The 23,934-nt window shown below is 70.2% G+C and carries 23 protein-coding genes and 1 pseudogene; 14 read left to right on the top strand and 10 right to left on the bottom strand.

The features are described 5' to 3' along the window. Nucleotides 1-16: 16 nt before the first annotated feature. Nucleotides 17-511: a DUF1877 family protein gene (locus ACZ7L6_RS13460; RefSeq protein WP_471923184.1), complete on the bottom strand. Its 495-nt coding sequence runs from the start codon at nucleotides 509-511 to the stop codon at nucleotides 17-19. Nucleotides 512-710: 199 nt separating this feature from the next. Here ACZ7L6_RS13460 and ACZ7L6_RS13455 point away from each other — a divergent pair, with 199 nt between their 5' ends. Next, nucleotides 711-1,118, top strand: a complete 408-nt coding sequence (locus tag ACZ7L6_RS13455; protein WP_471923182.1) for a hypothetical protein — start codon at nucleotides 711-713, stop codon at nucleotides 1,116-1,118. 89 nt (nucleotides 1,119-1,207) lie between these two features. Here ACZ7L6_RS13455 and ACZ7L6_RS13450 read toward each other — a convergent pair whose 3' ends face one another. Continuing rightward, nucleotides 1,208-3,928, bottom strand: a complete 2,721-nt coding sequence (locus ACZ7L6_RS13450) for an FG-GAP-like repeat-containing protein (protein WP_471923180.1) — start codon at nucleotides 3,926-3,928, stop codon at nucleotides 1,208-1,210. 153 nt (nucleotides 3,929-4,081) lie between these two features. Continuing rightward, a complete protein-coding gene (locus ACZ7L6_RS13445) occupies nucleotides 4,082-4,969 on the bottom strand; it encodes a septum formation family protein (RefSeq protein ID WP_471923178.1) in 888 nt (295 codons plus the stop codon). Between the two features lie 335 nt (nucleotides 4,970-5,304). Between ACZ7L6_RS13445 and ACZ7L6_RS13440 the strand changes: the two genes are divergently transcribed. The 4 genes from ACZ7L6_RS13440 (at nucleotide 5,305) to ACZ7L6_RS13425 (ending at nucleotide 8,350) form a co-directional block, all read left to right on the top strand. After that, the gene (locus tag ACZ7L6_RS13440) at nucleotides 5,305-5,736 is read left to right on the top strand and encodes a hypothetical protein (RefSeq protein WP_471923176.1); all 432 of its coding nucleotides are present in this window, start codon (nucleotides 5,305-5,307) and stop codon (nucleotides 5,734-5,736) included. Then, nucleotides 5,733-6,599, top strand: a complete 867-nt coding sequence (locus ACZ7L6_RS13435) for a hypothetical protein (protein WP_471923174.1) — start codon at nucleotides 5,733-5,735, stop codon at nucleotides 6,597-6,599. The genes ACZ7L6_RS13440 and ACZ7L6_RS13435 overlap by 4 nt, the downstream gene beginning before the upstream one ends. A gap of 104 nt (nucleotides 6,600-6,703) precedes the next feature. Next, complete coding sequence (locus ACZ7L6_RS13430) at nucleotides 6,704-7,321, top strand: RNA polymerase sigma factor (RefSeq protein ID WP_471923172.1); 618 nt, start codon at nucleotides 6,704-6,706, stop codon at nucleotides 7,319-7,321. 153 nt (nucleotides 7,322-7,474) lie between these two features. Next, nucleotides 7,475-8,350, top strand: coding sequence for a hypothetical protein (locus ACZ7L6_RS13425; protein ID WP_471923170.1), 876 nt, complete (start codon nucleotides 7,475-7,477; stop codon nucleotides 8,348-8,350). A 76-nt stretch (nucleotides 8,351-8,426) separates the two neighbouring features. Here the strand turns inward: ACZ7L6_RS13425 and ACZ7L6_RS13420 are convergent, their stop codons facing one another. Together ACZ7L6_RS13420 and ACZ7L6_RS13415 are read right to left on the bottom strand one after the other, a co-directional pair. After that, on the bottom strand, nucleotides 8,427-8,777 hold the full coding sequence (locus ACZ7L6_RS13420; protein ID WP_471923168.1) for a hypothetical protein: 351 nt from the start codon (nucleotides 8,775-8,777) through the stop codon (nucleotides 8,427-8,429). Nucleotides 8,778-8,815: 38 nt separating this feature from the next. Next, nucleotides 8,816-9,316: a hypothetical protein gene (locus tag ACZ7L6_RS13415; RefSeq protein WP_471923165.1), complete on the bottom strand. Its 501-nt coding sequence runs from the start codon at nucleotides 9,314-9,316 to the stop codon at nucleotides 8,816-8,818. Between the two features lie 514 nt (nucleotides 9,317-9,830). Between ACZ7L6_RS13415 and ACZ7L6_RS13410 the strand changes: the two genes are divergently transcribed. Further along, a complete protein-coding gene (locus ACZ7L6_RS13410; RefSeq protein WP_471923163.1) occupies nucleotides 9,831-10,493 on the top strand; it encodes an RNA polymerase sigma factor in 663 nt (220 codons plus the stop codon). Next, the gene (locus tag ACZ7L6_RS13405) at nucleotides 10,493-11,491 is read left to right on the top strand and encodes a hypothetical protein (protein WP_471923161.1); all 999 of its coding nucleotides are present in this window, start codon (nucleotides 10,493-10,495) and stop codon (nucleotides 11,489-11,491) included. Before ACZ7L6_RS13410 ends, ACZ7L6_RS13405 begins: the two co-directional genes overlap by 1 nt. A 299-nt stretch (nucleotides 11,492-11,790) precedes the next feature. Here the strand turns inward: ACZ7L6_RS13405 and ACZ7L6_RS13400 are convergent, their stop codons facing one another. Continuing rightward, nucleotides 11,791-12,624 carry a L,D-transpeptidase family protein gene (locus ACZ7L6_RS13400; protein WP_471923159.1) on the bottom strand — a complete coding sequence of 278 codons (834 nt, stop codon included), beginning with the start codon at nucleotides 12,622-12,624 and terminating at the stop codon, nucleotides 11,791-11,793. A 150-nt stretch (nucleotides 12,625-12,774) separates the two neighbouring features. Between ACZ7L6_RS13400 and ACZ7L6_RS13395 the strand changes: the two genes are divergently transcribed. From ACZ7L6_RS13395 to ACZ7L6_RS13370, 6 genes and pseudogenes are all read left to right on the top strand, one after another. Then, complete coding sequence (locus tag ACZ7L6_RS13395) at nucleotides 12,775-14,355, top strand: acyl-CoA mutase large subunit family protein (RefSeq protein ID WP_471923157.1); 1,581 nt, start codon at nucleotides 12,775-12,777, stop codon at nucleotides 14,353-14,355. A gap of 99 nt (nucleotides 14,356-14,454) precedes the next feature. After that, on the top strand, nucleotides 14,455-15,027 hold the full coding sequence (locus tag ACZ7L6_RS13390; protein WP_471923407.1) for a Uma2 family endonuclease: 573 nt from the start codon (nucleotides 14,455-14,457) through the stop codon (nucleotides 15,025-15,027). Between the two features lie 194 nt (nucleotides 15,028-15,221). Continuing rightward, nucleotides 15,222-16,064 (top strand): annotated as a pseudogene (locus ACZ7L6_RS13385) (helix-turn-helix domain-containing protein); the annotation flags it as partial. A gap of 139 nt (nucleotides 16,065-16,203) precedes the next feature. Next, complete coding sequence (locus tag ACZ7L6_RS13380; RefSeq protein ID WP_471923155.1) at nucleotides 16,204-16,692, top strand: RICIN domain-containing protein; 489 nt, start codon at nucleotides 16,204-16,206, stop codon at nucleotides 16,690-16,692. 38 nt (nucleotides 16,693-16,730) lie between these two features. Further along, nucleotides 16,731-17,258 (top strand): RICIN domain-containing protein, encoded by a 528-nt coding sequence (locus tag ACZ7L6_RS13375; protein ID WP_471923152.1) that lies wholly within the window; start codon nucleotides 16,731-16,733, stop codon nucleotides 17,256-17,258. Further along, the gene (locus tag ACZ7L6_RS13370; protein ID WP_471923150.1) at nucleotides 17,255-18,385 is read left to right on the top strand and encodes a sialidase family protein; all 1,131 of its coding nucleotides are present in this window, start codon (nucleotides 17,255-17,257) and stop codon (nucleotides 18,383-18,385) included. Before ACZ7L6_RS13375 ends, ACZ7L6_RS13370 begins: the two co-directional genes overlap by 4 nt. 34 nt (nucleotides 18,386-18,419) lie before the next feature. On the opposite strand, the gene ACZ7L6_RS13365 is transcribed toward ACZ7L6_RS13370, so the two are convergent. Together ACZ7L6_RS13365 and ACZ7L6_RS13360 are read right to left on the bottom strand one after the other, a co-directional pair. Further along, nucleotides 18,420-19,235 (bottom strand): sulfotransferase family protein, encoded by an 816-nt coding sequence (locus tag ACZ7L6_RS13365; RefSeq protein ID WP_471923148.1) that lies wholly within the window; start codon nucleotides 19,233-19,235, stop codon nucleotides 18,420-18,422. Nucleotides 19,236-19,471: 236 nt separating this feature from the next. Then, nucleotides 19,472-20,875: an FAD-dependent oxidoreductase gene (locus ACZ7L6_RS13360; RefSeq protein ID WP_471923146.1), complete on the bottom strand. Its 1,404-nt coding sequence runs from the start codon at nucleotides 20,873-20,875 to the stop codon at nucleotides 19,472-19,474. Nucleotides 20,876-20,946: 71 nt separating this feature from the next. Between ACZ7L6_RS13360 and ACZ7L6_RS13355 the strand changes: the two genes are divergently transcribed. Continuing rightward, nucleotides 20,947-21,597 carry a TetR/AcrR family transcriptional regulator C-terminal domain-containing protein gene (locus ACZ7L6_RS13355; protein ID WP_471923144.1) on the top strand — a complete coding sequence of 217 codons (651 nt, stop codon included), beginning with the start codon at nucleotides 20,947-20,949 and terminating at the stop codon, nucleotides 21,595-21,597. Nucleotides 21,598-21,639: 42 nt separating this feature from the next. Here ACZ7L6_RS13355 and ACZ7L6_RS13350 read toward each other — a convergent pair whose 3' ends face one another. Together ACZ7L6_RS13350 and ACZ7L6_RS13345 are read right to left on the bottom strand one after the other, a co-directional pair. Continuing rightward, nucleotides 21,640-22,611, bottom strand: a complete 972-nt coding sequence (locus ACZ7L6_RS13350) for a class I SAM-dependent methyltransferase (RefSeq protein WP_471923141.1) — start codon at nucleotides 22,609-22,611, stop codon at nucleotides 21,640-21,642. Nucleotides 22,612-22,699: 88 nt separating this feature from the next. Continuing rightward, nucleotides 22,700-23,845: an acyltransferase family protein gene (locus ACZ7L6_RS13345; protein ID WP_471923405.1), complete on the bottom strand. Its 1,146-nt coding sequence runs from the start codon at nucleotides 23,843-23,845 to the stop codon at nucleotides 22,700-22,702. Nucleotides 23,846-23,934: the final 89 nt, after the last annotated feature.

Here is a 23,934-nt window from a genome sequence, read left to right as displayed (position 1 = left end):
TGTTCTCGGACCGTTCTCAGACCACCAGCCACTTCACCACCGCGTCGCCGTACTGGGCCGTCTGTGCGTAGAACGCGGTCAGGTCGCGGTGCGTCGCCGCGAAGAGGCCGCGCACTTCGGGTTCCGCGTCCGGCACGGCGTACGGCCGCAGCAGCTGCATGCGGGCGTGCCGCCACAGGCCGTCGAAGTCGGCCGCCTTGAGGTACGCGGCGACGCCGGTCACCTGGGAGGCGGTGAGCAGGAGGAACGGCGGCAAGGAGGAGTCGGTGTGGAACACCGGGCGGCCGCCGAGGACCACCTGGGTCCGTGGGCCTTCCGGTGCGTGGTGCGGCGGGATGCCGGAGTAGAGGGTCTCGACGTCGCCGTACAGCTTGTCGAGCACCTCCTCGCGATGCCGGCCGATCCGCTCCCGCACGGTGTCCCAGTCGTCCTCGAACAGGCGCTGGAACCAGGTGGCGCTGTTGCGCAGCGCCGAGGGCGGCACCGCGCGCAGATGGAGGTACATGCTCATCAGTGACAGGAGCGCACGGGAGCGGCGAACCGTCACTCTCGCGTCAGCATGGACACTCGCGTAAACCTGGTTCCGGTAAACCTGGTTCCTGAGGGAGTCCTGTGGGCGTCGTGGGGCGGAGGTGCGGCGGTCCTGCACCGGTCCCGGGCAGCCCCCGGATCCGGGTGACGAAAAGCTGTGCGGTCACGCTCTCCCCAGTGTGACGACTCAGCAGGAAACCAGGCCCTCAGCTGCGACGAAGCCGGTGCGGTGGGCGGCGGACGCGGTGGCGGTGATGCGCGAGGGAGCGCGGCTGCGGCTCGACTACTCGGCGCAGAGCCTGTGGCGGGTCGACCGGATGATCGACGGCCTGCGCGACGAGGGAACGCCGTATGCCGCCGTGGAGACCACGCTGCGTGGTCTCGGTGCGTACGCCGGTGAGGTGATCGTCCGTCAGACCGGTGCGGAGTGGTGGGCGTCGGGCGGCGAGCACTGGGTCCGTACGCCGGACGGGCGGCTGTGGGATCCGATCGACGAGGCCCGGCGGTGTTTCGCGGGCGACGGGTCGCTGCGGTTGCTGTGCCGGGACGCGACGCGGGGGCAGTCGCGGGAGCCGTCGCGGTGGTAGCGCGACGGCGTCGAGCATGACCCGGCCGGGACCCCGTGAATGGGTGGGGTCCCGGCCGGGTCAGATGCCCTTGGCGGGTGACGGCGTCGCTACGGCGTCAGCGTCTGGCCCAGGTGGGCGTCGGTCGGGGTGCCCAGAGCGGTCTTGCTGTAGATGACCGCCTGGGAGTAGCCGAGGCCCGAGCTGTTGCTCGGCAGGTACAGGACGATGCCGTCCGTGCCGTCCTCGCCCTCCGCGCCGAACGTCAGGTCCGCGCGGCCGTAGCCCGACAGGTCGGTCAGCGACACCGAGGAGCCGAACAGGTCACCGGCCTCCGCGGTGCCGGCGACGCCGGAGGTGTCCTGGGAGATCGCGACCGAGCCCGAACCGGTCAGTCCGGAGGATGTGCCCTTGACCAGGACCGCGTCGCCCGCGTTGGCGTAGTTCACGCCGCTGCGGGCGAGGTCCTCACCGGGGGCGCCGGCCAGGGCGTCCGCGTAGCCGTCGGCGTTGTAGTCGCCGACCGAGACCGAGGCGCCGAACAGGTCACCGGACTCGTTGCCGCCCGGGACGTACGCCGTGTCCTGGTGGATCGTCGTCATGCCGGTGGTGGTGAAGCCCGTCGACGTGCCGGGGACCATCGTGATCTGACCGCCCGACAGGCCGCCCGACTCCGACGCGACCGGCTGGCCGATGACGATGTCGTCGTAGCCGTTGCCGTTGACGTCGCCCGCGGCGATGGAGCGGCCGCCCTTGACGGAGATCACACCGGCCTTGGTGAGGCCGGTCGCCGAGCCCGCGAAGCGCAGGACGCGGCCGATGCCGCCGGTGTCGCGGTAGTTGAGGGCGACGTCCGCATAGCCGTCCCGGTTGAAGTCGCCGGTCGCGGCGTCCAGGTGGGCCACCGCACCCGTGGCGGAGGTCAGCGTGCCGGTCGCCGTCGCGCCGCCGGTCAGCCGCGCGTTCCAGTTGCCGCCCTTGCCGGTGCCGGCCGCGAACACGTCCGCCTTGCCGTCGCCGTTGAAGTCGCCGACGGCCACCGTGGAGCCGAGCTTGGCGCCGGTCGCCGTGACGTTGCCCGACGTGGTGTACGTGAAGCCGGAGTCGAGGCCCGGGCCGTACAGCACCGTGACCGAACCGCGGTCGGCGTGGCCGCTGGTGTCGTCCTCGCCGGGCGCGCCGATCGCGAGGTCGGCGTAGCCGTCGCCGTTGACGTCGCCCCACGCCGTCGAGGCCCCGAAGTTGTCGCCGGACTCGTGGGAGCCGGGCACACCGGTGCTGTTCTGGGTGATCGTCCGCTTCGAGGCGGTGACCGGGCCGTCGATGCCGCCCGGGACGACGGTGAGGGTGCCGCCGTAGCTCAGCGCGCGGGGCGTGCCGGTGACCAGGTCGGTGAGGCCGTCACGGTTGTAGTCCGAGGTGGCCAGGGCGTGCGAGATGCCCGGGGTCTTGGCGACCTGGGCGATCCGGCTGAGCTTGGGGTAGAGGTTGGCGCCCGGGCAGGCCGTGGAGTTGGTGTCCCGGTGGCCGAAGACGCGCGGCAACGTGACCGACGTGCCCTTCGGGATCTTGTTGCCGCTGTAGCCCTGGTCCACGCCGGACGTCAGCGCCACCTTGCCGGTCGGGTCGATGCCGTACATCCCGAACTTCCAGGCCACGATCCGGGAGATCGCGTCCAGGCCGGCGCGGCTGGGCTTGGCCGACTCGAAGTTGCCGATGTAGGAGATGCCGACCGTGTTGGTGTTGAACCCGGCGTCGTGCGCGCCGATCACCGGCAGGTCCATGCCGCCGCTGCGGCCCTCGAAGATCTGGCCGCACCGGTCGACGACGAAGTTGTAGCCGATGTCGAAGTAGCCGCGGGAGAAGTGCTCCTGCTGGATGGTGCGCATCCGGGCCCTGGACTCGGCGCAGGACAGGCCGTTGTCGCTGTCGACGCCGGTGTGGTGGATGACGGCGGCCTTGATCTCGGTGCCGTACTCGGGCGTGCCGTCGTAGTCCGTGGACGCGCCCCACTCGGCCTGCGTGATGACCGGCGGCTTGACGACCGTCGAGGGCCGGGGCGCGGGGACCGTGGAGGTGGGGGTGGGGGAGGCGGTCGGGGACGGGGAGCCGGTGGGCGTTCCGGTCGCCGAGGGGGTGTCCGTGGGCGCCGGGGTGCCGGGCGCCGAGGCCGGGTCGGTCGGCGTGCCCGGGTCCGTGGGTGTGGCCGTGTCCGTCGGAGTGCCGGGGTCCGTCGGCGCCGGATCCGTGGCCGGCGTCGTGGTCTCCTCCGCCGCGAACGCGGCCGGGCGTATCGCGCCCTTCGGATCCGTTCCGGGGTCGAGCAGCCTGACGTCCATGCCGGCCGGCTGGCCGCCCACCTCGGTGCCGTCCGCGTTCACGATGCGCACTTCGATGCCGTCGGAGTCACCGGTCCACACCGACTCCGTACCGCCGCGCAGGGCCGCCCGTGCGGCCTCCGCGCCGTCCGCCTGGCTCTGGTCGAGGGCGACCTTCTGCCAACCGGACCACTTGCCGGTCTCGGTGTCCCGGGTGCGTACCTCGGGCGTGCCCTTGGCCTGCGTCTCGGGGTCGTTCCAGGTCAGTACGACCGCGCTGAAGCGGTCGGTGTCCTGCTTGGCCAGACCCTTGCGGCCCGAGCCGCGGTCCTTGAGCCCGAGCGTGTGGATGGACGGCTTGCGGGTCTCCCGCTTGGCGTCGGCCGGCGCGGACGGCTCCGCGATGGCGTACGTCACGACACCGGCACCGCTCAGCACGACGGCTCCCACCGTCAGCCACGCCCGTCTCTTGATGCTGAGCGGTTTGTACGCATGGGTCCTGCGAGGACTCAACTGTCCCACCCCTAGTAAATGGTCACGGTCGCATCACCTGTCACACAGGTGGCATCTACACACAGCGCACCAGACGCGGGAACCGTCACCACTGCCGACGAGGGGCGGGGCCGCGTCCGTCGACGGACGCGGCCCCGCTGGTGGGGAAGGGTGTCAGCTCGCCCAGACCTCGGCGTCGTCGGCCGGGACGGTGGTGGCCAGGCCCAGCTCCTTGCGGGCGGCGACCGTCTTGTTCGGGTCGAGGCCGGTGAAGGCCGGGTCGTAGGCGATGTAGAACGCGTCGGCGTCGGCGGCGTTCGCGGCCTTCTTCCAGCTCTGGGCCGTCTTCGTCAGCTGCTCGCGGAGCTTGCCGACCTCCGTGCCGTCGATGCCCTTCAGGCTCGCGAGGTGTGCGTCGAGGGCGGTGGCGATGGCCTTGGCCTGCGACTTGTAACCGGCCAGGTCGTCCTCGACATCCTTTTCGGACTGGTTCGCCCAGAAAGCGTCGTAAACGGCGTTCGAGCCCTTCAGATACGCGATCTGCTCGGACTTCAAGGTCTTCGCGTCGGCCTTCAGCGAGCCGGTGAACGTGCCCGATTCCTTGCTGTAGGTGCAGGTCACGGTGCGGTCGCCGGTCGACCAGCTCTCCTTGGTCGGGTGGTAGTAGAGGATGGCGACCCCCTTGGGGAGAGCCCAGGTGTCCGGGGCGAACTTCCCCGTCTCGACGGGGCATCGGTCGTCGGCGATCGCCGCGACCGCGTCGTCGCCGGGGTAGGCCTTCTCGTCGTCGATCTTGAACTCGCCGGCGACCTGACCCGTGTGCGCCTCGTCGCAGGGCACGATCTCGACGAGCATCTCCTCGCCCTCGCCCTTGGTGTTCGGGTTGTAGCAGTCACCGATCTCCAGCGAGAACACCGACCGCTGGCGGGCCACCTTCTTCGCGCCGTCCTTGGCACTGTCGACGGCGTCCGAGACATCCGAGCAGCCCGCCGCGCCGATCGCGAGCAGGGCGACGGCGGCAGATATGCCACGAACGGAACGGAAAGGGCTACGGATTGACATGACGTGTACATCCTCTTACGCGAACTTTATGACGGGGCGCGCGCATCGTATGCCATTCCTGAGGGTTGGCTGTGCGGAGTTTCCCGCCGTCAGGGCGGTTGCGCGGCAAGGTCTCTGACCCCCGATCAGCCGGAATGGTTGTACGGGGTCACCGCAACGGCTCGACGTCGACCGCGCTGACACACGAGAAGTCGAAAGGTTGTACGTGTCCTGTGACTTTGCTGTGTGTGAATGAACACGCCCGTTACCCGTGATGCTCATGAGGCGACGTCCGCTTGGTCAACGGAGGGACCGGCAGGAGTGCCTCCGCCGGCCGAGCAAAGGGGTGGGGTCCCATGAGCACAGTGGACGAACGGGTGCCGGGCGCCCACGAGATGGGACCGTACGCCGCGGACTTCGTCACGGGCGTCACCGCCAGGCAGCGGCTGCCGCTGGACTACTCGGTGGCCAGCCTGCGCATCGTCGACTTCCTGATCGACGGACTGCGCAAGGGCGGCGCGGACCGGGAGCGGGCGCGCAAGACGCTGTTGGGGCTCGGGGCGTACGTCGGCGAGGTCCTGGTGCGCCGGGCGGGCGCGGTGTGGGTGGACTTCGACGCCGACCAGTGCGCCTACTTCGGCCAGCGGGTCGGAGTGCGCATGCCGGACGGGCGGGTCTGGAACCCGCTCGGCAAGGTCCTCAACCGCTTTGAGCTCGGCGGCCCCAAGGAGTCCCTGCAGATCTTCTATCTGACCCTGCACGGGCGGGCACGGAGAGCCGTGGCATGAGAACACGCCTCGCGGCGACGGCCGCGCTCATCCTCTCCGCCGCCCTCACCGGGTGCGCGGCGGACGACGCGCCGCCCGCCGGACCGAGCCGCCGGGCGGCCGCACCCGCCCCCGTCGAATCCCCCTCCGCCACCGCCCCCGAGACCTCCGCCGAGTTCCTCGCCCTGGCCGAGGAGGCGATGGCCGCCCGGAAGGGCTGGCGGTTCACCGTGAAGGGAAGCGAGGACCTGACCCTCCAGGGGCAGACCAGTGGCGCCACCTACTCCGCGACGATGGAGAGGACCACCGGCGCGGCATGGGCGCTGCACTCCGTCGGCAGCAGCCGGAGCAGCAAGGGCGTGACCAAGCCGGAGACGCTCTACGTCGTCGACGGCGTCGGGTACGTCAAGGACGGCGACGCCGCCTGGCGGCACGGGCCCCTCGCCGACCCGGAGATCGCGGACAAGGTCGAGGACCCGATGGGCGCCCTCGACGCGTTCGAGGACTACGGCGACGCCGTCTCCCTCACCGCCTCGGACCGGACCGTCCGGCTGCGCGTCCGTACGACGTCCGCCGCGCTGCCCGCCGTCCGGGACCAGGGCGTCGTACGCAAGGCCCTGCGCGAACTCGCCCCGACGCTCGAGCAGTTGCGCGTGGCCGGCGTCACCGCACCGGAGAGCGCGATCACGGTGGAGCGCGCCGAGGAGACGCTCGTCCTCGACCCCTCCACGTACCAGGTCACTTCGCACACGTTCCGGTGCGTCCTGCGTATCCCGTACGGAACCCAGGGCATCCGCTATGCCCAGGAGGTGACCGAGCGGACCTCGGGGCCCTACGAAGGGGACGTCGTGCTGCCGGAGGAAGCGGCGACGCCCACGCTGTGACACTTCTGTGAATCCTGGCGCTGTTGTGCGTGGAGGGACGTCGACAACGTGGGCGTGCCGCAAGGTGCGGATTCGTCACGAACCGGTACGGACGAGGACAGTTCTTGGGCCACGGAGGGAAACCTCGCCGCGTGCACGCGCACGACGAGGAATTGGGCGCGGCTGTCGCGAGGGCCCAGGAAGGCGACGAGGCCGCGTTCGCGGTCGCGTACCGGCTGGTGCAGCCCGGACTGCTCGGGTACCTGCGCGGACTGGTCGGGGGCGACGCGGAGGACGTGGCGTCCGACGCCTGGCTGGAGATCGCCCGGGACCTCGGCCGGTTCAAGGGCGACGGAGCCGGGTTCCGGGGCTGGACGGCGACCATCGCCCGGCACCGGGCGCTGGACCATCTGCGCCGGCAGAAAGTACGGCCACGGTCGTCGGCGCTGGAACAGGACGTACTGGACCTGCCCGGTCCGGACAGCACGCACGAGCAGGCGCTGGAGTCGCTCTCCACCGCGCACGCCCTGGAGCTGCTCCGGGGACTGCCGCGGGACCAGGCCGAGGCGGTGCTGCTGCGGGTCGTCGTCGGCCTCGACGCACCCGCCGCGGCCCGCGTCCTCGGCAAGCGCCCGGGCGCGGTGCGGACGGCCGCGCACCGGGGCCTGAAGCGCCTCGCCAAGCAGCTGGGCGCCGCAGGTGTGACGGATGGCGGCCCCCGGACGCTGGGGGAATCGAAATGAACGGCGCGATGAGTCGTACGGACGCGGGGGACGTACAGGCTCTACGAGCTTGTGAGCCACAGCAGTCATACAGGTCACGTAGATCACGTACGACGTGGGGGGACCAAGGGCCGTAACGGCAGCCAGAGCAGGTCGACAGGAACGGAAACGCACATGGGTGAACAGCAGAGCGGCGGTGGAGCCCCCGGCCGTCGGCGTGTGCACCCTGACGGCACGGCCTACGGTCACGTGTCCGGCCGGGCCCTGACGCTCGACGACGCCGAGCTGGAGGCGCTGCTCTCCGCCGCCGTGCTGCGCGGGCACCCCGTGGACACCGAGGGCGAGCAGCGTGCCGTGGCCGCGTTCCGGGCCGCCCGGGCAGCCGGGGCCCACCGGGGGCGCAGTCGGCGCCGGGACGACTGGCGGTCCCGTGAGCAGCGGCGGCTGGCGCGGTCGCTGAAGACCGCGCTGTCCCTGTTCGTCGCGAGCCTGACGCTGGGCGGTGTGGCGTTCGCGGCGATCGGCTCCTCCGACGCGCCGGACGATGCCGGTGACAAGGGCAGGCCCACCCCGTCGGCCGGCGCCTCCGGCCGGCCGGCCACCGGGCCCTCCTCCGTGGCGTCCGGCACCGCCTCCGGCAAGCCCGACCACCCCGCCGCCGCGCAGGACACCGAGGCCAAGTGCCGTGCCTACGACAAGGTCGGGGGCCGCGGCGAGGCGCTGGACTCGACGGCCTGGCAGCGGCTGGTCACGGAGGCGGGCGGCGCGGACAAGGTGGCCGCGTACTGCGCCGAGCAGCTGGCCCGGGTGACGCCCACGAGCAGGCCGAGCCAGGCGGCCACACCGGGCCGCGGAGCGGACGACGCGGCGAACGGCGCCGACGGCAATGCGGCGAACGGTGCCGACGCGACGAGCGGTGCCGACGGCAATGCCGACAACGCCGATAACACGGGCAACTCCGACAGTGCGGAGAGCGGCGCGGGCAGCGCGAACAGCGGCGCGGGCGGCGACCAGGCCGACAAGGCCCCCGGGAGCAGGACGAAGAACTGACGCACGGGGCGAGGAGCACTGACCGCTCCTGTCGTCCTTCCCGAAGGGGTGGCGCCGGCCGCGTGGGCGGGACGGGTCAGGTGAGCCGCCGTCCCATCTTTGCCGACTGCCGGTTGTGTCCCTTCGTGTCCCACCACTCTTCCAGATGGGCGTGTACGAGGTGCACGAGCTGCCGCAGCCGGTCGGGAGGGGGCGCGGGCGAGGTGAGCACATCCGCCCAGGACTTGTCGTCCCAGGGGAGAGTGACGACCCAGCGTTCGTCCGGGTGGTCCCGGCGGCCCACGGTCAGCCGGTACGTCAACGTCGCGCCGCGGTCCGGACGGTGCTCGACCGTCATGTCGACGACGTCGAACCGGAGCCCGTCAGCGGTGACGTACGAGCGGCTCAGGGCCTGCTCGGCCGGTGTCTGTTCCTCCACAGCGGTCAACCACCCTTTCACCTCGGCCCGCACCCCCGACACCGAGCTCAGCAGCGAACGGCGCCGGCGGCCCGCTGGTCCACCTTGTACGCGGTCAGGAGGTCGTTGTTCCCGGCCGGGGTGCCGAGGATGGTGCGGAACTTCTCCACTCGCCCGCCCGGGCACTGATTGGTGTAGGTGGAGTAACCGCCGCGGCCATTGGCGTCCCCGGACCCGATGGCGGCGCTGATCTTCCGGTCCATCGTGCTGTTCCAGCCGTGCCGCGCCTTGATGTGCTTCCAGCCCCACGTGCTGGTGCCGCAGCGCAGGGTGTAGAAGGTCGGGGGACCGACGGGCACCTGGCGGTAGTACTTCTTCAGCACGTAGTTGCGGCTGTGGCTCCTGCACTTGGCGTCATAGCTGTCGGCCCGGGGTGTGACGGTCTGCCCCGATGAGGGGGAGGCGACGGACGCGGACGCGGCGGACGCGGAACCGGCTGCCGGGATCAGCAGAGCCGGTATGACGACAGCAGCGGACAGTGCTGCCTTGACGGCAGTGTTGTGAAGCATGTTTCCCCTTTGTTCTCCCCGTGGTCAGCGGGGAGTTGGCGGTACAAGCGCCCCATTGGTGACGCCGCTTCACCGTGGCATCGCTGACTGCACGTCGTCAACCAAAGACAGGTCAGGCCCCGCGCCGCGGACAATCCGGTCCAAGCGAGACATGCGGGAGACAAGAGGGAGCCATGCGCGAGACGGCCGGGGCCGCCACCCCCCACAGGAGAGGCCCCGGCCGTCGCGCGGCACGGGCCGCGCGGCGGCCCGTACTCTCTACAGCGCCGGGACTGCGTTTTCTGTCACACCTGGGCGCCCACTTCGCGGATTCCCAGGTAGTTGCATGTTGTACGGACATGGACGAGCAGCGCTTTCACGCCGTAACGTGCCTTTCGCGCCGACGGCGGAGGAGAAAAGACCACCCGACGGACCAGCGACCTTGGACCGTAGTCATTAAGAGGAACCACGACGGCGAGAATTCCGGTCCGCGAGAGCGGCGCCGGCTTGGGCGCAAAGAAGGGCACCACCACCAGTGCTGGGGGACGACGCGGAGCTGACAGCCGCGGTGCTTGCGGCACAGGACGGGGACGAGACCGCGTTCCGGACTGTGTACCGATCCGTGCACCCGCGGCTGCTCGGGTACGTACGGACGCTGGTCGGCGACCCCGACGCCGAGGACGTGGCGTCGGAGGCGTGGCTGCAGATAGCCCGTGACCTGGACCGGTTCAGCGGGGACGCGGACCGCTTCCGCGGCTGGGCCGCCCGAATAGCCCGCAACCGTGCGCTGGACCACATACGCATGCGCGGCCGCCGCCCCGCCATCGGCGGCGACGAGACGGAGCTGACCGGGAAGGCCGCCGAGTCGGACACCGCGGGCGAGGCCATGGAGGCCCTGGCCACCGACGGCACCCTCTCCCTCATCGCACGGCTGCCGCAGGACCAGGCCGAGGCCGTCGTCCTGCGCGTGGTCGTGGGGCTCGACGCCAAGACGGCCGCGGAGACGCTGGGCAAGCGTCCGGGTGCCGTACGGACCGCCGCGCACCGTGGCCTGAAGCGGCTCGCCGAGCTGCTCGGCGACGATCCGGAATCGGCCGGGGTCCTCGACGCCCTGCCTCCCCAGCGAGGAACCCGCGGCCGCGCGGTGACGTCTGCGAGTGTGACGCAAAGCGTCACGCGGACGCAGAAGGATGTGTGATGGCCGACGAGCAGTACAGGTGGCTGGACCGCGAAACGGCGGAGCGATTGCTGCGCGGAGAGTCACTCGAAGCTGTCGACGCGGCCGATCGCGACCAGGCCGAACAGCTCGCCAAGACCCTTGAGGCACTGACCGTCGAACCCCCGCCGAGCAGCGCGGAACTCCCCGGAGAGGCCGCAGCGCTGGCGGCGTTCCGCGCGGCGCGCGCGGACCGTGACGACGTTGCCATGACTGTCGGTCACCGCTCCGGCTCCCGCGCCTCACGGGCCGGCGACGTCGGGCTCGTCCGGATCGGCACCCCCGCCCGCGCCGCCCGTCGCCCCCCCTGGGGCCGTCCGGTGCGGCTCGGGCTGGCCGCCGCGCTGGCCGTCGGCATGGTCGGCGGGGTCGCGGTCGCGGCCGGAACCGGAGCCCTGAAGACGCCGTTCGGCGGCGACGAACCGGGCCGCCCCGCCGCCACGGTCTCGGCAGCGGTGCCCCCGGAACGCCCCCTCATCTCGCCCTCGCCGGACACCGGCGCGCAGGCCGAGCCCACGCCTGAGGGCACCTCGAAGGACCACACCGGTCCCGGTGCCCCCGAGGACACCGCGCCCGGTGGCCCCGCCGGGGACCGCGAAACCGCCGGCAAGGACCGGGGCGGGCAGTCCGGCGACTGGCGGAAGGCCGTCACGGCCTGCCGCGACATGCGCGACGGCAAGCAGCTGTCCCGCGACCGCCGCCGTGCCCTGGAGAGCGCGGCGGGCAGTTCCGCACGCGTGTGGAAGTACTGCACGGGCGTCCTGACCGGCGCCGGCGAGAGCACCACCGCCCAGCAGGACGAGGGCAAGGGCGGTGACGGCCAGGACGAGGGCAAGGGCCAGGGCAAGGGCGACGACGACCACGACGGGGGCAAGGGCCGAGGCAAGGGCAAGCACGACGACGAGCACCACGGGCGGGGCGACGGCCACCGCACGAACGGTGCCGCGGCGACCCCGAGCCCGTCGTACAGCGCGCTCTGAGCCGCACGGCGTCCTCTGAGTGGTACAGCGCGCCCTGACCGCGGCCTCCTCGCAGTCACTCCCGTCGCAGGCCGCTGACCTGCGATTTTGCATCTCGTAGAAAAATCTTCGCGCCAGGAGTGACGTTTTCGGACCGGGTGGCGCTGATGAAAGTGAGCCGACTGGTCATCGGCCGTCGCACAGAGCCGGGGTTCCCCCCGTACCTGCGGCTCGTGCATCGGCGCGGGCGGGACACGTTCCCCCGGTCCCCCCCCCGCCCCACTTCTCCCTCACTTCCCGCACCGAGGAAGTTCCCCGTCTCACCAGTGGACGACGACCTTGTCGCCGGTCCTCACCTGGGCGAACATCTCCGCGATCGCCCGCTCGTCCGCCACGTTGACGCAGCCGTGCGAGGCACCGGCGTAACCCGTGGCCGCGAAGTCGGACGAGTAGTGCACCGCCTGGCCGCCGCTGAAGAACATCGCGTACGGCATGGGCGAGTCATAGAGCGTCGACACATGGTGCCGGGACTTCCAGTAGACGCTGAACACACCTTCCCGTGTCGGTGTGTACTGCGCTCCGAACCGCACCGGCACCGTCAGGACCGTCCGACCGTCGATCATCCAGCGCAGCGTCCGGCTCGCCTTGCTGACGCACAGCACCCGGCCGGTCAGGCACCGCGCGTCCGGCGCGTCGGCCGGCTGCCCGCCCATCAGGTACAGGTCCCACTTGCCGGGCTCGCGCGTCATCTTCAGCAGCCGCTGCCAGGTGACCTCGTCGGTCTTCCCCGTCTTCGGCAGCCCTCGCTTGCCCTGGAAGCCCCGCACCGCCTGCTCGGTCAGGTCGTCGTACGTCCCGGTCGGCCCGTCGAAGAGCCAGGCGATCTGCCGCAGGCGGGCCTGGAGCTCGCGTATGTCACGGCCCTCGTCGCCCCGCTGCCACAGCACGGCGGGTGCCGCGGGCGTGGGCGTGGCGCTCGGTTTGTCGTCGGGCGGGGCGGACTTCGGGGACGGCGTGCCGCTCGGGAGCTCTATGCGCACCGGTGAGCGGTGCTCTTCGCCGGAGGCCTGCACGGTGCACCCGCACAGCACCGCGAGCACGGCACCCGAGGCGAGCGCGGCCGTCGGTGTACGCAAGCCCCTGACGTGGATCATCCCCATGCCCCTGGTACGCATCCCGGCCCCCGTCGTCTCAGAGATGTTCCCCAGTGATGTTCCCCGCGCGTGACCGGTTGCGAACCAGGGGGCATGGTGGGAGACAGGGTGAACCAACCAGCCAGCACAACGAACGCGGAGGCACACACCATGACGCGCGAGTCGGAGTCCGGACTGCCCATCGAGCCGGTCTACGGGCCGGACGCGCTGCACGGCTGGGACGCCTCCGAGAAGCTCGGCGAGCCCGGCGCGTACCCCTTCACCCGCGGCGTCTACCCCACGATGTACACCGGCCGCCCCTGGACGATGCGCCAGTACGCCGGCTTCGGCACGGCGACGGAGTCCAACGCCCGCTACCGCGACCTGATCGCGCACGGCACGATGGGCCTCTCCGTCGCCTTCGACCTGCCCACCCAGATGGGCCACGACTCCGACGCGCCGATCGCACACGGCGAGGTCGGCAAGGTGGGCGTGGCGATCGACTCGATCGACGACATGCGGGTGCTGTTCGGCGGGATCCCGCTGGACAAGGTGTCGACGTCGATGACGATCAACGCCCCCGCGGCCCTGCTCCTGCTCCTCTACCAGCTGGTCGCGGAGGAGCAGGGCGTCGGCGCCGACGAGCTGACCGGCACGATCCAGAACGACGTGCTGAAGGAGTACATCGCGCGCGGGACGTACATCTTCCCGCCCAAGCCCTCCCTCCGCCTGATCGCCGACATCTTCAAGTACTGCAAGGCCGAGATCCCGAAGTGGAACACGATCTCGATCTCCGGATACCACATGGCCGAAGCGGGCGCCTCGCCCGTGCAGGAGATCGCCTTCACCCTCGCCGACGGCATCGAGTACGTCCGCACGGCGGTGGCGGCGGGCATGGACGTCGACGACTTCGCGCCCCGTCTGTCCTTCTTCTTCGTGGCCCGTACGACGCTCCTGGAGGAGGTCGCCAAGTTCCGCGCGGCGCGCAGGATCTGGGCCCGGGTGATGCGGGAGGAGTTCGGCGCGAAGAACCCCAAGTCGATGATGCTGCGCTTCCACACGCAGACGGCGGGCGTGCAACTGACGGCCCAGCAGCCGGAGGTGAACCTGGTGCGCGTCGCCGTCCAGGGCCTGGCGGCGGTCCTCGGCGGCACGCAGTCCCTGCACACCAACTCCTTCGACGAGGCGATCGCGCTGCCGACGGACAAGAGCGCCCGCCTCGCCCTGCGCACCCAGCAGGTCCTGGCGTACGAGACGGACGTGACGGCGACAGTCGACCCCTTCGCGGGCTCGTACGTCATCGAGAAGATGACCGACGACGTCGAGGCGGCGGCCGTCGAGCTGATGCGGAAGGTCGAGGACCTCGGCGGCGCGGTCGCGGCCATCGAGCACGGCTTCCAGAAGGGCGAGATCGAGCGCAGCGCCTACCGGATCGCCCAGCAGACGGACTCCGGCGAGCGGGTCGTGGTCGGCGTCAACCGCTTCCAGCTGGACGAGGAGGAGCCGTACGAGCCGCTCCGCGTGGACCCGGCCATCGAGGCCCAGCAGGCGGAACGGCTCGCGAAGCTGCGGGCGGAGCGGGACCAGGGGGCGGTGGACGCGGCCCTCGACGCCCTGAAGAAGGCGGCGGAGGGGGAGGAGAACGTGCTGTACCCGATGAGGGAGGCGTTGCGGGGTCGGGCGACTGTGGGGGAGGTGTGCAACGCCCTACGCGAGGTGTGGGGCACCTACGTTCCCTCGGATGCCTTCTGAGCTGGGCGATTCCCTCGAATGGGTGATCGAGGGCGGAAATCGCCCGCCCCCGGTTACGCTCGTGGAGGGTGTTCCCGAAAGGAGGGTGCCGTGGCTGTGATGCTGCACGAGTCGTCGCTTGCCGATGCTGCCGACCGGCTCTGGGAGGAGCTGCCCGGGCACCGGGTGGAGATCCTCAACGGGAGCATTGTTGTGACACCGCCGCCGGATGGGGCGCACCAAGAGACGCTGACCTGGCTCATCGAGGAGTTTCTGCGGATCAAGGCCAGGCAGGCGGGGCTCAGATACGTGCAGGGCATCGGCTTGTGGCTGCCGACCGGGCCGGACGATTACGCAGTGCCGGACTTCTCTGTCGTAGACGACGACTACAAAGAAGCACTCGTCGAGAAGAACTGCTACGCGCCACACGTCTTCCGTCTGGTGTTGGAGGTGACCTCCTCCAACTGGACCAATGACACGGCCACCAAGGTCGACATCTACGCGCGGGCAAACATCCCCGTTTACCTTGTCGCCGACCGCAAACACGACGAGGTCCTTCTCTACCGGAACCCGGCTGACGGCAAGTACCCCGACCCCACCCGTTACAAGCGAGGCCAAACCGTCCCCGTCCCCGAATCCGTCGGCGTCACCCTTGACCTCTCCGTCGACACCCTCCTCGACGGCGACGACTAGCCGACGCCCCATCGCCGGGCGGGAGGCTCTCCGCAGCAGGAACAATCCGAGGAGATCTCTTCTCTTCGGATCCACCTGGAGTTCACGATCAGAAGGGCTTGTCGACGCACCATCCATCTCGCGCGCACCTGACGGGGATTCGGGGTGGGAGGGGTGGGGTCGGGGTGATCGGGACGAAGTTCCGGTGTGAAGACGTGGCGCTGGGACCGGTCACTGTCTGGCAGGTGTCCTTCACACCGACGCGGTTACTCCGGAACGCGACAGCGGTGCGGCAGCCGGACCCCGAAATGCTCCACCTGAGGCTGATCCTCAGTGGCGTGGCGGCTGTCGACCACGGCGGTCGGACCGAGACATTCGGCTCGGGCGACATCTACCTGGCCGACAGCTCGCGGTCGGGCGGCCTGTGGGCGTCCGGCGACCGGGACAGCGGCTTGCTGACGGTCGTCGGAGTCGAGGTCCCCAAGGCGCTGCTGCCGGTGCTCCCGTACCAGGCGTTGCTGGGCAGACGGCTGCCGGGGCGGGAGGGAATCGGCGCCCTGCTGACGGGCTTCATCAGCGGCCTGGACCGGCAGGCCGAGGCCCTGCGGCCGGCCGACGCACTGCGCCTCGGGACGGTCCTCCTTGACCTGCTGTCGGCCTGGATCGCCCACTTGCTGGAGACGGAGGGCGCCCTGCCACCGGCGACCCCGCAGAGCGCCCTGACCGCTCGCATACAGGCGTTCATTCAGCAGAACCTGCACAACCCGGGACTGACCCCGCCCGTCATCGCCGCCGCGCACCACATATCCCTCAGTTACCTGCACCGCCTCTTCCAGGAGACGGCGCAGGGGGAGACGGTCGCGGCCTGCATCCGCCGACGTCGACTGGAGGGCGCCCGGCGTGACCTGGCGGACCCGGCCCTGTGCGCCACACCGATCCACACCATCGCCGCCCGCTGGGGCCTGCCCCGCGCCTCCGACTTCACCCGCGCCTTCCGCGCCGTGCACGGGATGTCGCCCAAGGAGTACCGGCTCCATGCGCTTGCCGTGCAGGAGTAGATCCACCGCCAAGTCTCAGTGGACTCAGAGCTAACGACAGCCTCAACGATCAACTCGCATGCTGATCGGGGAGTTCTGACGGATGCACGCATGCACGGATGCAATGCCGAATGACGTATACAGAAAGGGCCTGACCTCCATGTCCATCAAGATGATCACCCGGGTCTCCGCTGCCGCCGCCACGGTCGTGTGTGCCGTGGCCTTCTCCACGCCGGCCGACGCGGCGGCCGTCTACCAGCGATTCGACAACCTCGGGACCGGAAAGTGCCTGGCCGTGCCCAACGCGAGCAAGACGGCCGGCACGGGCCTGATCCAGTGGACGTGCGGCTACGGCACCGAGCAGCAGTGGAAGATCGAGGCCCTGCCGTCCGGCTCAGTGAAGATCACGAACGAGAACAGCCAGATGTGCCTGGCCATGCCCAACGGCAGTGTGACCAACGGGACTCAGGCCATCCAGTGGCCCTGCAACGACAACTTGGACCAGCGCTGGATCCACGACAGCGCCAACCGTCTGCGGAACGTGAACAGCGACAGATGCCTGGCCGTCGCCAACAGCGACACGACCAACGGCGCCAAGGTCATCCAGTGGACCTGCAACACGAACCTCGACCAGCAGTGGGTCTGGTGACACCCGGCCGTTGAAGCAGTGAAGGAACCTCCCCTGTCATGAACCAGCGCAGAAGGGTGGCCGTCGCTCTGGCGGCCACCGCCCTCATCGGCGCGTCCGTGCTGACGGGCTCGTCACTGACCGGCTCGACGCCGACAGCCGAGGCCGCCGAGGCGGCCGTCAACGCCCGCCTCTACAACATGGGTACCGGCCTCTGTCTGGCCAACCCCCGCTCCAGCATGACCAACGGCACCGTGATGATCCAGTGGTCGTGCAGCAACAGCGACAGCAACTACTGGTCGCTGCGGCCCATGACCGGCGGCGGCTACCACGTGGTCAACAAGGCGAGCGGCCAGTGCCTGGCCATCCCCAGCGGGAGCCGGACGCCCGGTGTCAAGGCCATTCAGTGGCCGTGCGGCAGCGAGCAGGGCGACGAACAGGTCTGGGTCCACGACGACAAGGACCGGCTGAAGAACGCGACGACCGGCCTGTGTCTCGCCATACCCGAAACGAGTACGACCGCCGGCAAGGAGGCCGTCCAGTGGACCTGCAGCGAGACGAACCCGGACCAGCAATGGCTGTGGTGACCCGCAAGAGGGCCTGGCCCGCGCTCCTGACCGCACTCGTCCTCGCCGTCCTGACCAGCCTGCTCCTGCCCGGCCCGGCCTCGGCCGAGGGCACTTCGGGCGAGAAGAGCGTCTACATCAACACGGCCACCGAGGGCGACGGCCCCCGCACCCCGGACATCATCAGCACGAGCGCGAACAACGCGGTCGTGGTCTGGCGGGAGGGCCTGACGCCGGGCAAGGTCGACATGGGCTACGTCCGGTACTCGTACACCACCGACGGCGGCGTCAACTGGAGCCGCCCGCGGACGCTGGCCCAGGAGACCAGCGAGCGCGCCTGGCACTATGTGGTCCTCTACCAGGCGGGCAACGACATCTTCGCCTACCTCGGCTGGAGCAAGGCCACACAGACCAACGGCCTCGACATCATGGGCACCGTTGTCAAGCGGAGCACCGACGAGGGACACACCTGGCAGGACTATCCCGCCACCCTGCCGGTCGACAACCCGGACACCACCGCCGACGAGGGATTCAAGAACCTCATCATCGCCGGCCGCCCTGTCCAGCTGGCGAACGGCAAGCACGTCATTCCCTTCTGGGCATCGGGCCGGGAGAACGGGGTGCTGATCTCCTCGGACCTGAAGACCTGGACGGCGGGTGGCGTCGTACCGGACCCGAACAATCTCGACGGCGGCGAACCCCAGATCGCCGTCTCGCAGGACGACCCGAACAAGCTGGTCATGGTCGCCCGCAGCGGCGCGACCCAGACACGCGCGGTGACGGCCACGAGCTCCGACGGCGGTCTGACCTGGACGCCCTTCACACTCGACGCCGCCCTGCCGAGCTACGACGTCAAGGTCCAGTTCACCAAGGACAGCAACGGGCAGTACCTGTCCATCTACAACACAGCCAAGGACCGCGCGGTCCTCAACTACAAGACCAAGCGCCCCGGCGCGGCCTGGAGCGCCGGCAAGCCGTTCGCCAACGGCCCGTCGACCGAGCTGGACCCGACGCCGGCCGGCACGGGCGCGGGCTGGGACACGTACGCGATGGCCGACGAGTACGCCCCGGGCAAGTTCTTCGTGGCCTGGGAGTTCGACACCTCGCGGATCAAGGTGAACAAGCTCGACATCTCCGACGCACCCTGATCCGCCCCGCCATACGCCTGTCGCCCGTCACCGTTCAGACCGGGTAGCCCCATGCCTGAGTCAACTCCCGCAGTCGGGGCGGCAGTTCGACGTCCAGTCCGGCCGTGCGGCCGGACTGGACGCGGCCGGATCTGATGGTGCTGGACCAGTCGCCCAGCTGCGGGCGGAGCGTGCCATGGTCCTTGCCGCCGTAGTCGAGCATGCCGGGCTCCCAGGGGACACCGAGATACGCGCAGATGCCGCGGGTCACCCGCTCGGGTTCCGCGGTCAGTTCCTCGTACGTGATCACGTGGGCATCGAGGTTCCGCCTCGCCTCCTCCAGCTTCTCGCAGTAGCCGAGCACTTCGGCGCGGATGGCCTCGTGGTCGGGATCCGTTCGGCGGCTGGTCAGGGAGGTGATGACCGCGGCCGGGTGGCGCAGCAGGACGATGTAGCGTGCCTGCGGCCAACATCGCCGCAGCCGCGGCCAGATGAGGGTGTTCGGCGGGGTCTTGTCGACGATGACCTCCCTGCCGCTGCGGGTGAGCTCGAGGTGCAGAACTCGGTCCCACAGCAGGTGCTCCAGCTCGTCCTTGTCGAGTTGGAGCTCCTGCATGGCGGCCGCGGTGAAATCGCGGGACAGCTGGACGTGCACGGTGCGCAGGTGCATCTCGTGCGGGGCTCGGATCCGGCTGTGGCTGTTCAACAGCATCCGCAGCAGGGTCGATCCGGAGCGCACCGAGGACAGCACGAAGACCGGCGACTCCACAAGGCGCGGGGCAGGCGGGGCGGTGTAGGAGCCCTCGCCTGCCCCGCGAGGTGAGGGAACGGCGTTCAGGCCACGACGCGGGGGACTCACCGCCTCCTTCATGAGCCTCCCCCGGCGCTTGAGTCTCTTTCCGATCGCGGCAATCCGAGGGTCTTGCACCGTGGCACCTTTCTCTCGTGTTCACCCTGTGCCTACCGCATCTCAGGGGTCGCGGATGAACTGCAGATGTCCGGTGGGAGAAGCACGTGCATGGCGTGTGGCTGAAAACCGACCATGACCTGCGGCTTTACTCCTTCCTTCATTCTCCGTGGGAATTCTGGGCCCATGGGTCTTCCGCCTCAGTCGCACGGGAGAAGCCCTCGTGCGTATTCCGCCAGCCCCGAGGCCGTCGTGCCCGCCCAGCCCACGTAGCCGTCGGGGCGAATCAGGAAGACGCCGGTGCCGTACGGCTCGTACGCGGGGACCCGGACCGGGGGAAGGGCGAGCGGTGGCACTGCCGTGTCCGTGCCGACCGTCAGCAGTGTCCAGTGGGGACCGCGAAACGCGTCGAAGAGCCGGACACCGCCGACCGTGCCGTCGGGTGCGCGGTCGCCCGCGTGGACGCGCCCCGGGGTCGTGCGCGTCTCCTGCGTCAGTGACGAGTCCCGGTAGCCCAGCCCCAGTTGCCGCGTCGCCTCGCCTCGTCTGACCTCGCCGCGGTGGACGCCCGTGGACAGGCCGAGCATGTCCGCGGCGACGGGGCGCCGTTCCTCCTCGTAGGTGTCCAGCAGCGACTCCGGCGCATCGCCGGCCAGTACCGCGCCCAGCTTCCAGCCCAGGTTGTAGGCGTCCTGGACACTGGTGTTGAGCCCTTGCCCGCCGGCTGGTGAGTGTACGTGCGCGGCGTCCCCGGCGAGGAACACCCGGCCCTCGCGAAACCGGTCGGCCAGTGCCGCGCGCGGGCGGAAGTCCGAGGCCCAGCGCACCTCCGTCACGTCCGCACGGGACAGGTGCGAGCGGGTGGCGACGATCTCGCGGATGCCCGCGAGGGACAGGTCCGGCTCGGCGCCCTCCGGGAACCGGGCGATCAGCTGGAAGTCCTCCGTGCCCGCCAGCGGGCAGATCGCCAGGAAGCCGTCGCCCTCCCCGGGCGGCGGGAAGATATGCCAGTTGTCCCGGTCAAGGCCGCTGATCCGCACGTCCGCGACCAGCATCGGATTGGGGTCGACGGTCTCGCCCGTCATGCCGATTCCGAGCGTCCGGCGCACCGCCGAGCGGCCGCCGTCGGCGGCGACCGCGTACCGGGCGCACACGGTGGTGCCGTCGGCGAACTCCGCCCGTACCGCCTCCTCGTCCTGCGTGAGGCCGACGACCTCCCGGCCGAAGGCGGCCTTCCCGCCGAGTTCCTCCAGCCGGGCCAGCAGGATCTCCTGGGTGCGCCATTGCGGCACCATCCACGGTTCGGCGTACGGCGAGTCCTCCGTCGCCTCGGCCGGGTCGAACATCCGGTGCTCGCCCACCCGCTCGCCGTTCTGCCAGATCATCCCCACCGGATAGCTGCCGCCGACCGCGCGGATCGCGTCGAGCATGCCCAGGTCGTCGAAGACCTCCATGGTGCGCGGCTGGATGCCTTTGCCACGTGAGCCCGGGAATAGTCCGTCGGACCGCTCCACGACCAGGGCGTCCACCCCGCGCCGGGCGAGGTCGATCCCCAGGGTGAGCCCGGTCGGTCCCGCGCCCACGATCAGGACGTCAACGTTCACGCCTACCTCCTTAACGATGTTAAGTAATGCCGGGCTGCGAGCGTCTCCTTAACGTCGTTAAGCTGTCAAGTGTGAACACGGAACGCCGAGCACCCCTGGACCGCGAACGCGTGGCGGACACCGCGCTGAGGCTCCTGAACGAGGTCGGCCTGGACGGACTGACCCTGCGCGCCATCGCCAAGGAGCTGGACGTCAAGGCGCCGGCCCTGTACTGGCACTTCAAGGACAAGCAGGCCCTGCTCGACGAGATGGCGACGGAGATGTACCGCCGGATGGTCGCCGAGGCCTCCCTCGAGCCCGGCGACACCTGGCAGCAGAGGCTGGTGCGGACAGGCCGCGGGCTGCGTGCGGCTCTGCTCGGCTACCGCGACGGCGCCAAGGTCTTCAGCGGCTCACGCTTCACCGGCATCGAGCACGCCGAACAGATGGAGGACAACCTGCGCCTGTTCACGACCGCGGGTTTCACCCTCGCCCAGGCGGTCCGGGCGACCACGACGACGTACCTCTACACGCTCGGCTTCGTCACCGAGGAACAGGGCGTCCAGCCCATGCCGGGCGAGCGCCGGGAGGGCTACGACGTCGAGGAACGCGCCCGCCTCATGACCGACTTCCCCCTGTCGGTCCGGGCGGGCGCGGAGATCTTCGAGGACTACGACCGGCACTTCGAGGAGGGCCTGGCCCTGGTGATCGCGGGGATCGAAGCGCGGTACGGGATCGGGTGAAGGCCGGCTGACACGAGGTGGTGGCCGGGTGCACCGCCCTGCTCACCCGCGTCGATCAGGTGCCGCTCCGTGAGGTCGGCCTGTTCCGCCGGGCAGGCCCGTGGAGCGGTCCGCGCGGGTCTTGCGCAGGGCCCGCGTGATGACCGGGGGGAGCAGATCGACCGCGATGTGGCGGGCACGGGAGCGGGATGGCGCCGAGCGGGCGGCCCGTGGCCGGGGTGCCGCGGAACTCTGCGGCGCGGGTGTCGGCCGCACATCGTGCCGTGAGCGTGGGAAGGGCGGCGGCTGGATGCCCTTCGACCGGATGCGGACCAGGCGGTGTCTCGCGGCCCCCTGCACGCTCAGCCCGCAGTCGGTGCGCTGCCGGAGCATGGTGAGCAGCTCCTCCTGGACGGGCTCGGGGTCGCCCCAGGTGCCGTACAGCTTCTGGGTACTGAGGCAGATCGGGCGCAGGCCCCGGTTGAGCACCGCATCCCAGGCGGCGACGGCGACTCCCGGGGTGTGCTCGGAGCGGAAGTCGTCGAGGACCACGACGCCCCCGGGCAGCAGGATCTCCCGGGCCGCGCCTATGTCGTCGTACACGTGCTCGTACAGGTGCGAGGCGTCGATGTGGATGAAGCGACAGGTGCCGGGGGTGACTTCCTCGGCGATCACCGAGCTGGGTGCCTGGATCACGGTCGGCAGGGTGTCGTGGAAGGAGAGGTAGTTCCGCTCGAAGGCCTGCCGGGTGAGGGAGGAGTACGACTTGCTGGTCTCAGCCTGGTTGGCCCCGTCCGGGGCGTCGCTCTCGAACAGATCGCACACCGTGAACCTCTCGCCGTCCCGCAGGTGCCGGCCCAGGAGGATCGCGCTCTTGCCCAGGTAGGCGCCGAGTTCCAGGAGGTCGCCCGTCACCCCCTGTTTCGCCTGCTGGTCGAGGAACCAGGTGAACAGCACCTGGTCCAGGGGCGGGAACCAGCCGGGGACGTCCGCCAGCTCGCCGGGGTATATGTCGGTCGCTTGTGCGTTGGCCATGACACGAGCCTGCTCCCTGACCGCCGCCCAATCCGACGGCCGGTTGAACGTCCCGTGAACAGCAAGGCCCGCAGACGCTCGACGGGGCCTACGGCCCTTCGGCGGCGCCGCGGGTCGGCACAGTCCGCGAAGCGCTCAGCACCGCCCGCAGCCGCGGCGTCAGCGGCTTCTCCACGTACCGGTTCATCAGCCACGCCAGCAGCAGCATCGAGGCCACCGTCAGGACGAAGGTCTCCGCCGACGCCAGGCCCAGGCCGCGATGCAGGGCGTGGATCACGACCCAGCCGAGGTGCTCGTGGACCAGGTAGAACGGGTACGTCAAGGCCCCCGCCACCGTCAGCCAGCGCCAGTTCGCCCAGCTCAGCCAGCCCAGCGCGATCGCCGCCACCGCCACGAAGCCGAAGGTCACCACGAGGACGATGCCGAGCGAGGAACGGTAGGAGAAGCCGCCCGCGTCGGGGGCGTGCCACAGGTTCTGCACCGCGAAGTGCTGCCCGATGAGCCAGCTCACGGCGACGATGCCCCACGCGTAGGCGTCGCGTCGGTCGCGGTGCACGAGGTAGAGACCGACGCCGCCGATGAAGAAGGGGGCGTACTCGGGCATCAGGACGATGTCGAGCAGCGGCATGTCCGCGTTCTGCGCGATCACCGCCGCCAGCGTCCAGATCGCGCAGAACATGATCACCCGGTGGCGGCTCGCCCCGGGGAGCACGACGCACAGCGCGAACAGCGCGTAGAAGCGGATCTCCGCCCACAGTGTCCAGCACACGCCGAGCACCCGGTCCACTCCGAGCGGCATCTGCAGCATGGTCAGGTTCACCAGCGCGTCGCTCGGCGAGACCGCCTTGTAGGCCACCACCGGCAGCGCGAAGACCGCCGTCACGAGCACCACCGCCACCCAGTAGGCGGGCAGCAGCCGGGCGGCGCGGGAGGCGAAGAACGACTTCAGGGGACGGCCCCAGCCGCTCATGCAGATCACGAAGCCGCTGATCACGAAGAAGACCTGGACGCCGAGGCAGCCGTAGGCGAAGTACTCGTGCAGAGTGGGGAACTGCTGCTTGGGCGAGCTGCCCCATGCCTGAGTGACGTCGCCGCCGCGACCGCCGAAGTGGTATGCCGCCACCATCAGCGCGGCCACCAGCCGCAGCCCGTCCAGGGCCCGCAGCCGGGCCTGCCGGGGCGGCCGTGCCGGCTCCGGCCGCCTGGTGGTCTCGGGGGCCGGGCGGACGGTCATGCTGGTCACGGAATTCCCCTTGACGATGATCCGGTGTGGGCGCCACAGCACACTAGTCCGAATCACAGGAAGGACCTCGTTGACCGGCA

It is taken from the genome of Streptomyces sp. NPDC107522 (assembly GCF_055657525.1).
This window is presented reverse-complemented; position numbering and strand designations above follow the sequence as displayed.

Bases quoted from the DNA above. Each gene is read 5' to 3' on its own strand.
- ACZ7L6_RS13460 (WP_471923184.1), bottom strand. From the start codon at position 511: ATGAGCATGTACCTCCATCTGCGCGCGGTGCCGCCCTCGGCGCTGCGC.
- ACZ7L6_RS13445 (WP_471923178.1), bottom strand. From the start codon at position 4,969: ATGTCAATCCGTAGCCCTTTCCGTTCCGTTCGTGGCATATCTGCCGCC.
- ACZ7L6_RS13440 (WP_471923176.1), top strand. From the start codon at position 5,305: ATGAGCACAGTGGACGAACGGGTGCCGGGCGCCCACGAGATGGGACCG.
- ACZ7L6_RS13435 (WP_471923174.1), top strand. From the start codon at position 5,733: ATGAGAACACGCCTCGCGGCGACGGCCGCGCTCATCCTCTCCGCCGCC.
- ACZ7L6_RS13425 (WP_471923170.1), top strand. From the start codon at position 7,475: ATGGGTGAACAGCAGAGCGGCGGTGGAGCCCCCGGCCGTCGGCGTGTG.
- ACZ7L6_RS13415 (WP_471923165.1), bottom strand. From the start codon at position 9,316: ATGCTTCACAACACTGCCGTCAAGGCAGCACTGTCCGCTGCTGTCGTC.
- ACZ7L6_RS13405 (WP_471923161.1), top strand. From the start codon at position 10,493: ATGGCCGACGAGCAGTACAGGTGGCTGGACCGCGAAACGGCGGAGCGA.
- ACZ7L6_RS13400 (WP_471923159.1), bottom strand. From the start codon at position 12,624: ATGATCCACGTCAGGGGCTTGCGTACACCGACGGCCGCGCTCGCCTCG.
- ACZ7L6_RS13395 (WP_471923157.1), top strand. From the start codon at position 12,775: ATGACGCGCGAGTCGGAGTCCGGACTGCCCATCGAGCCGGTCTACGGG.
- ACZ7L6_RS13390 (WP_471923407.1), top strand. From the start codon at position 14,455: ATGCTGCACGAGTCGTCGCTTGCCGATGCTGCCGACCGGCTCTGGGAG.
- ACZ7L6_RS13380 (WP_471923155.1), top strand. From the start codon at position 16,204: ATGTCCATCAAGATGATCACCCGGGTCTCCGCTGCCGCCGCCACGGTC.
- ACZ7L6_RS13375 (WP_471923152.1), top strand. From the start codon at position 16,731: ATGAACCAGCGCAGAAGGGTGGCCGTCGCTCTGGCGGCCACCGCCCTC.
- ACZ7L6_RS13365 (WP_471923148.1), bottom strand. From the start codon at position 19,235: ATGAAGGAGGCGGTGAGTCCCCCGCGTCGTGGCCTGAACGCCGTTCCC.
- ACZ7L6_RS13350 (WP_471923141.1), bottom strand. From the start codon at position 22,611: ATGGCCAACGCACAAGCGACCGACATATACCCCGGCGAGCTGGCGGAC.
- ACZ7L6_RS13345 (WP_471923405.1), bottom strand. From the start codon at position 23,845: ATGACCGTCCGCCCGGCCCCCGAGACCACCAGGCGGCCGGAGCCGGCA.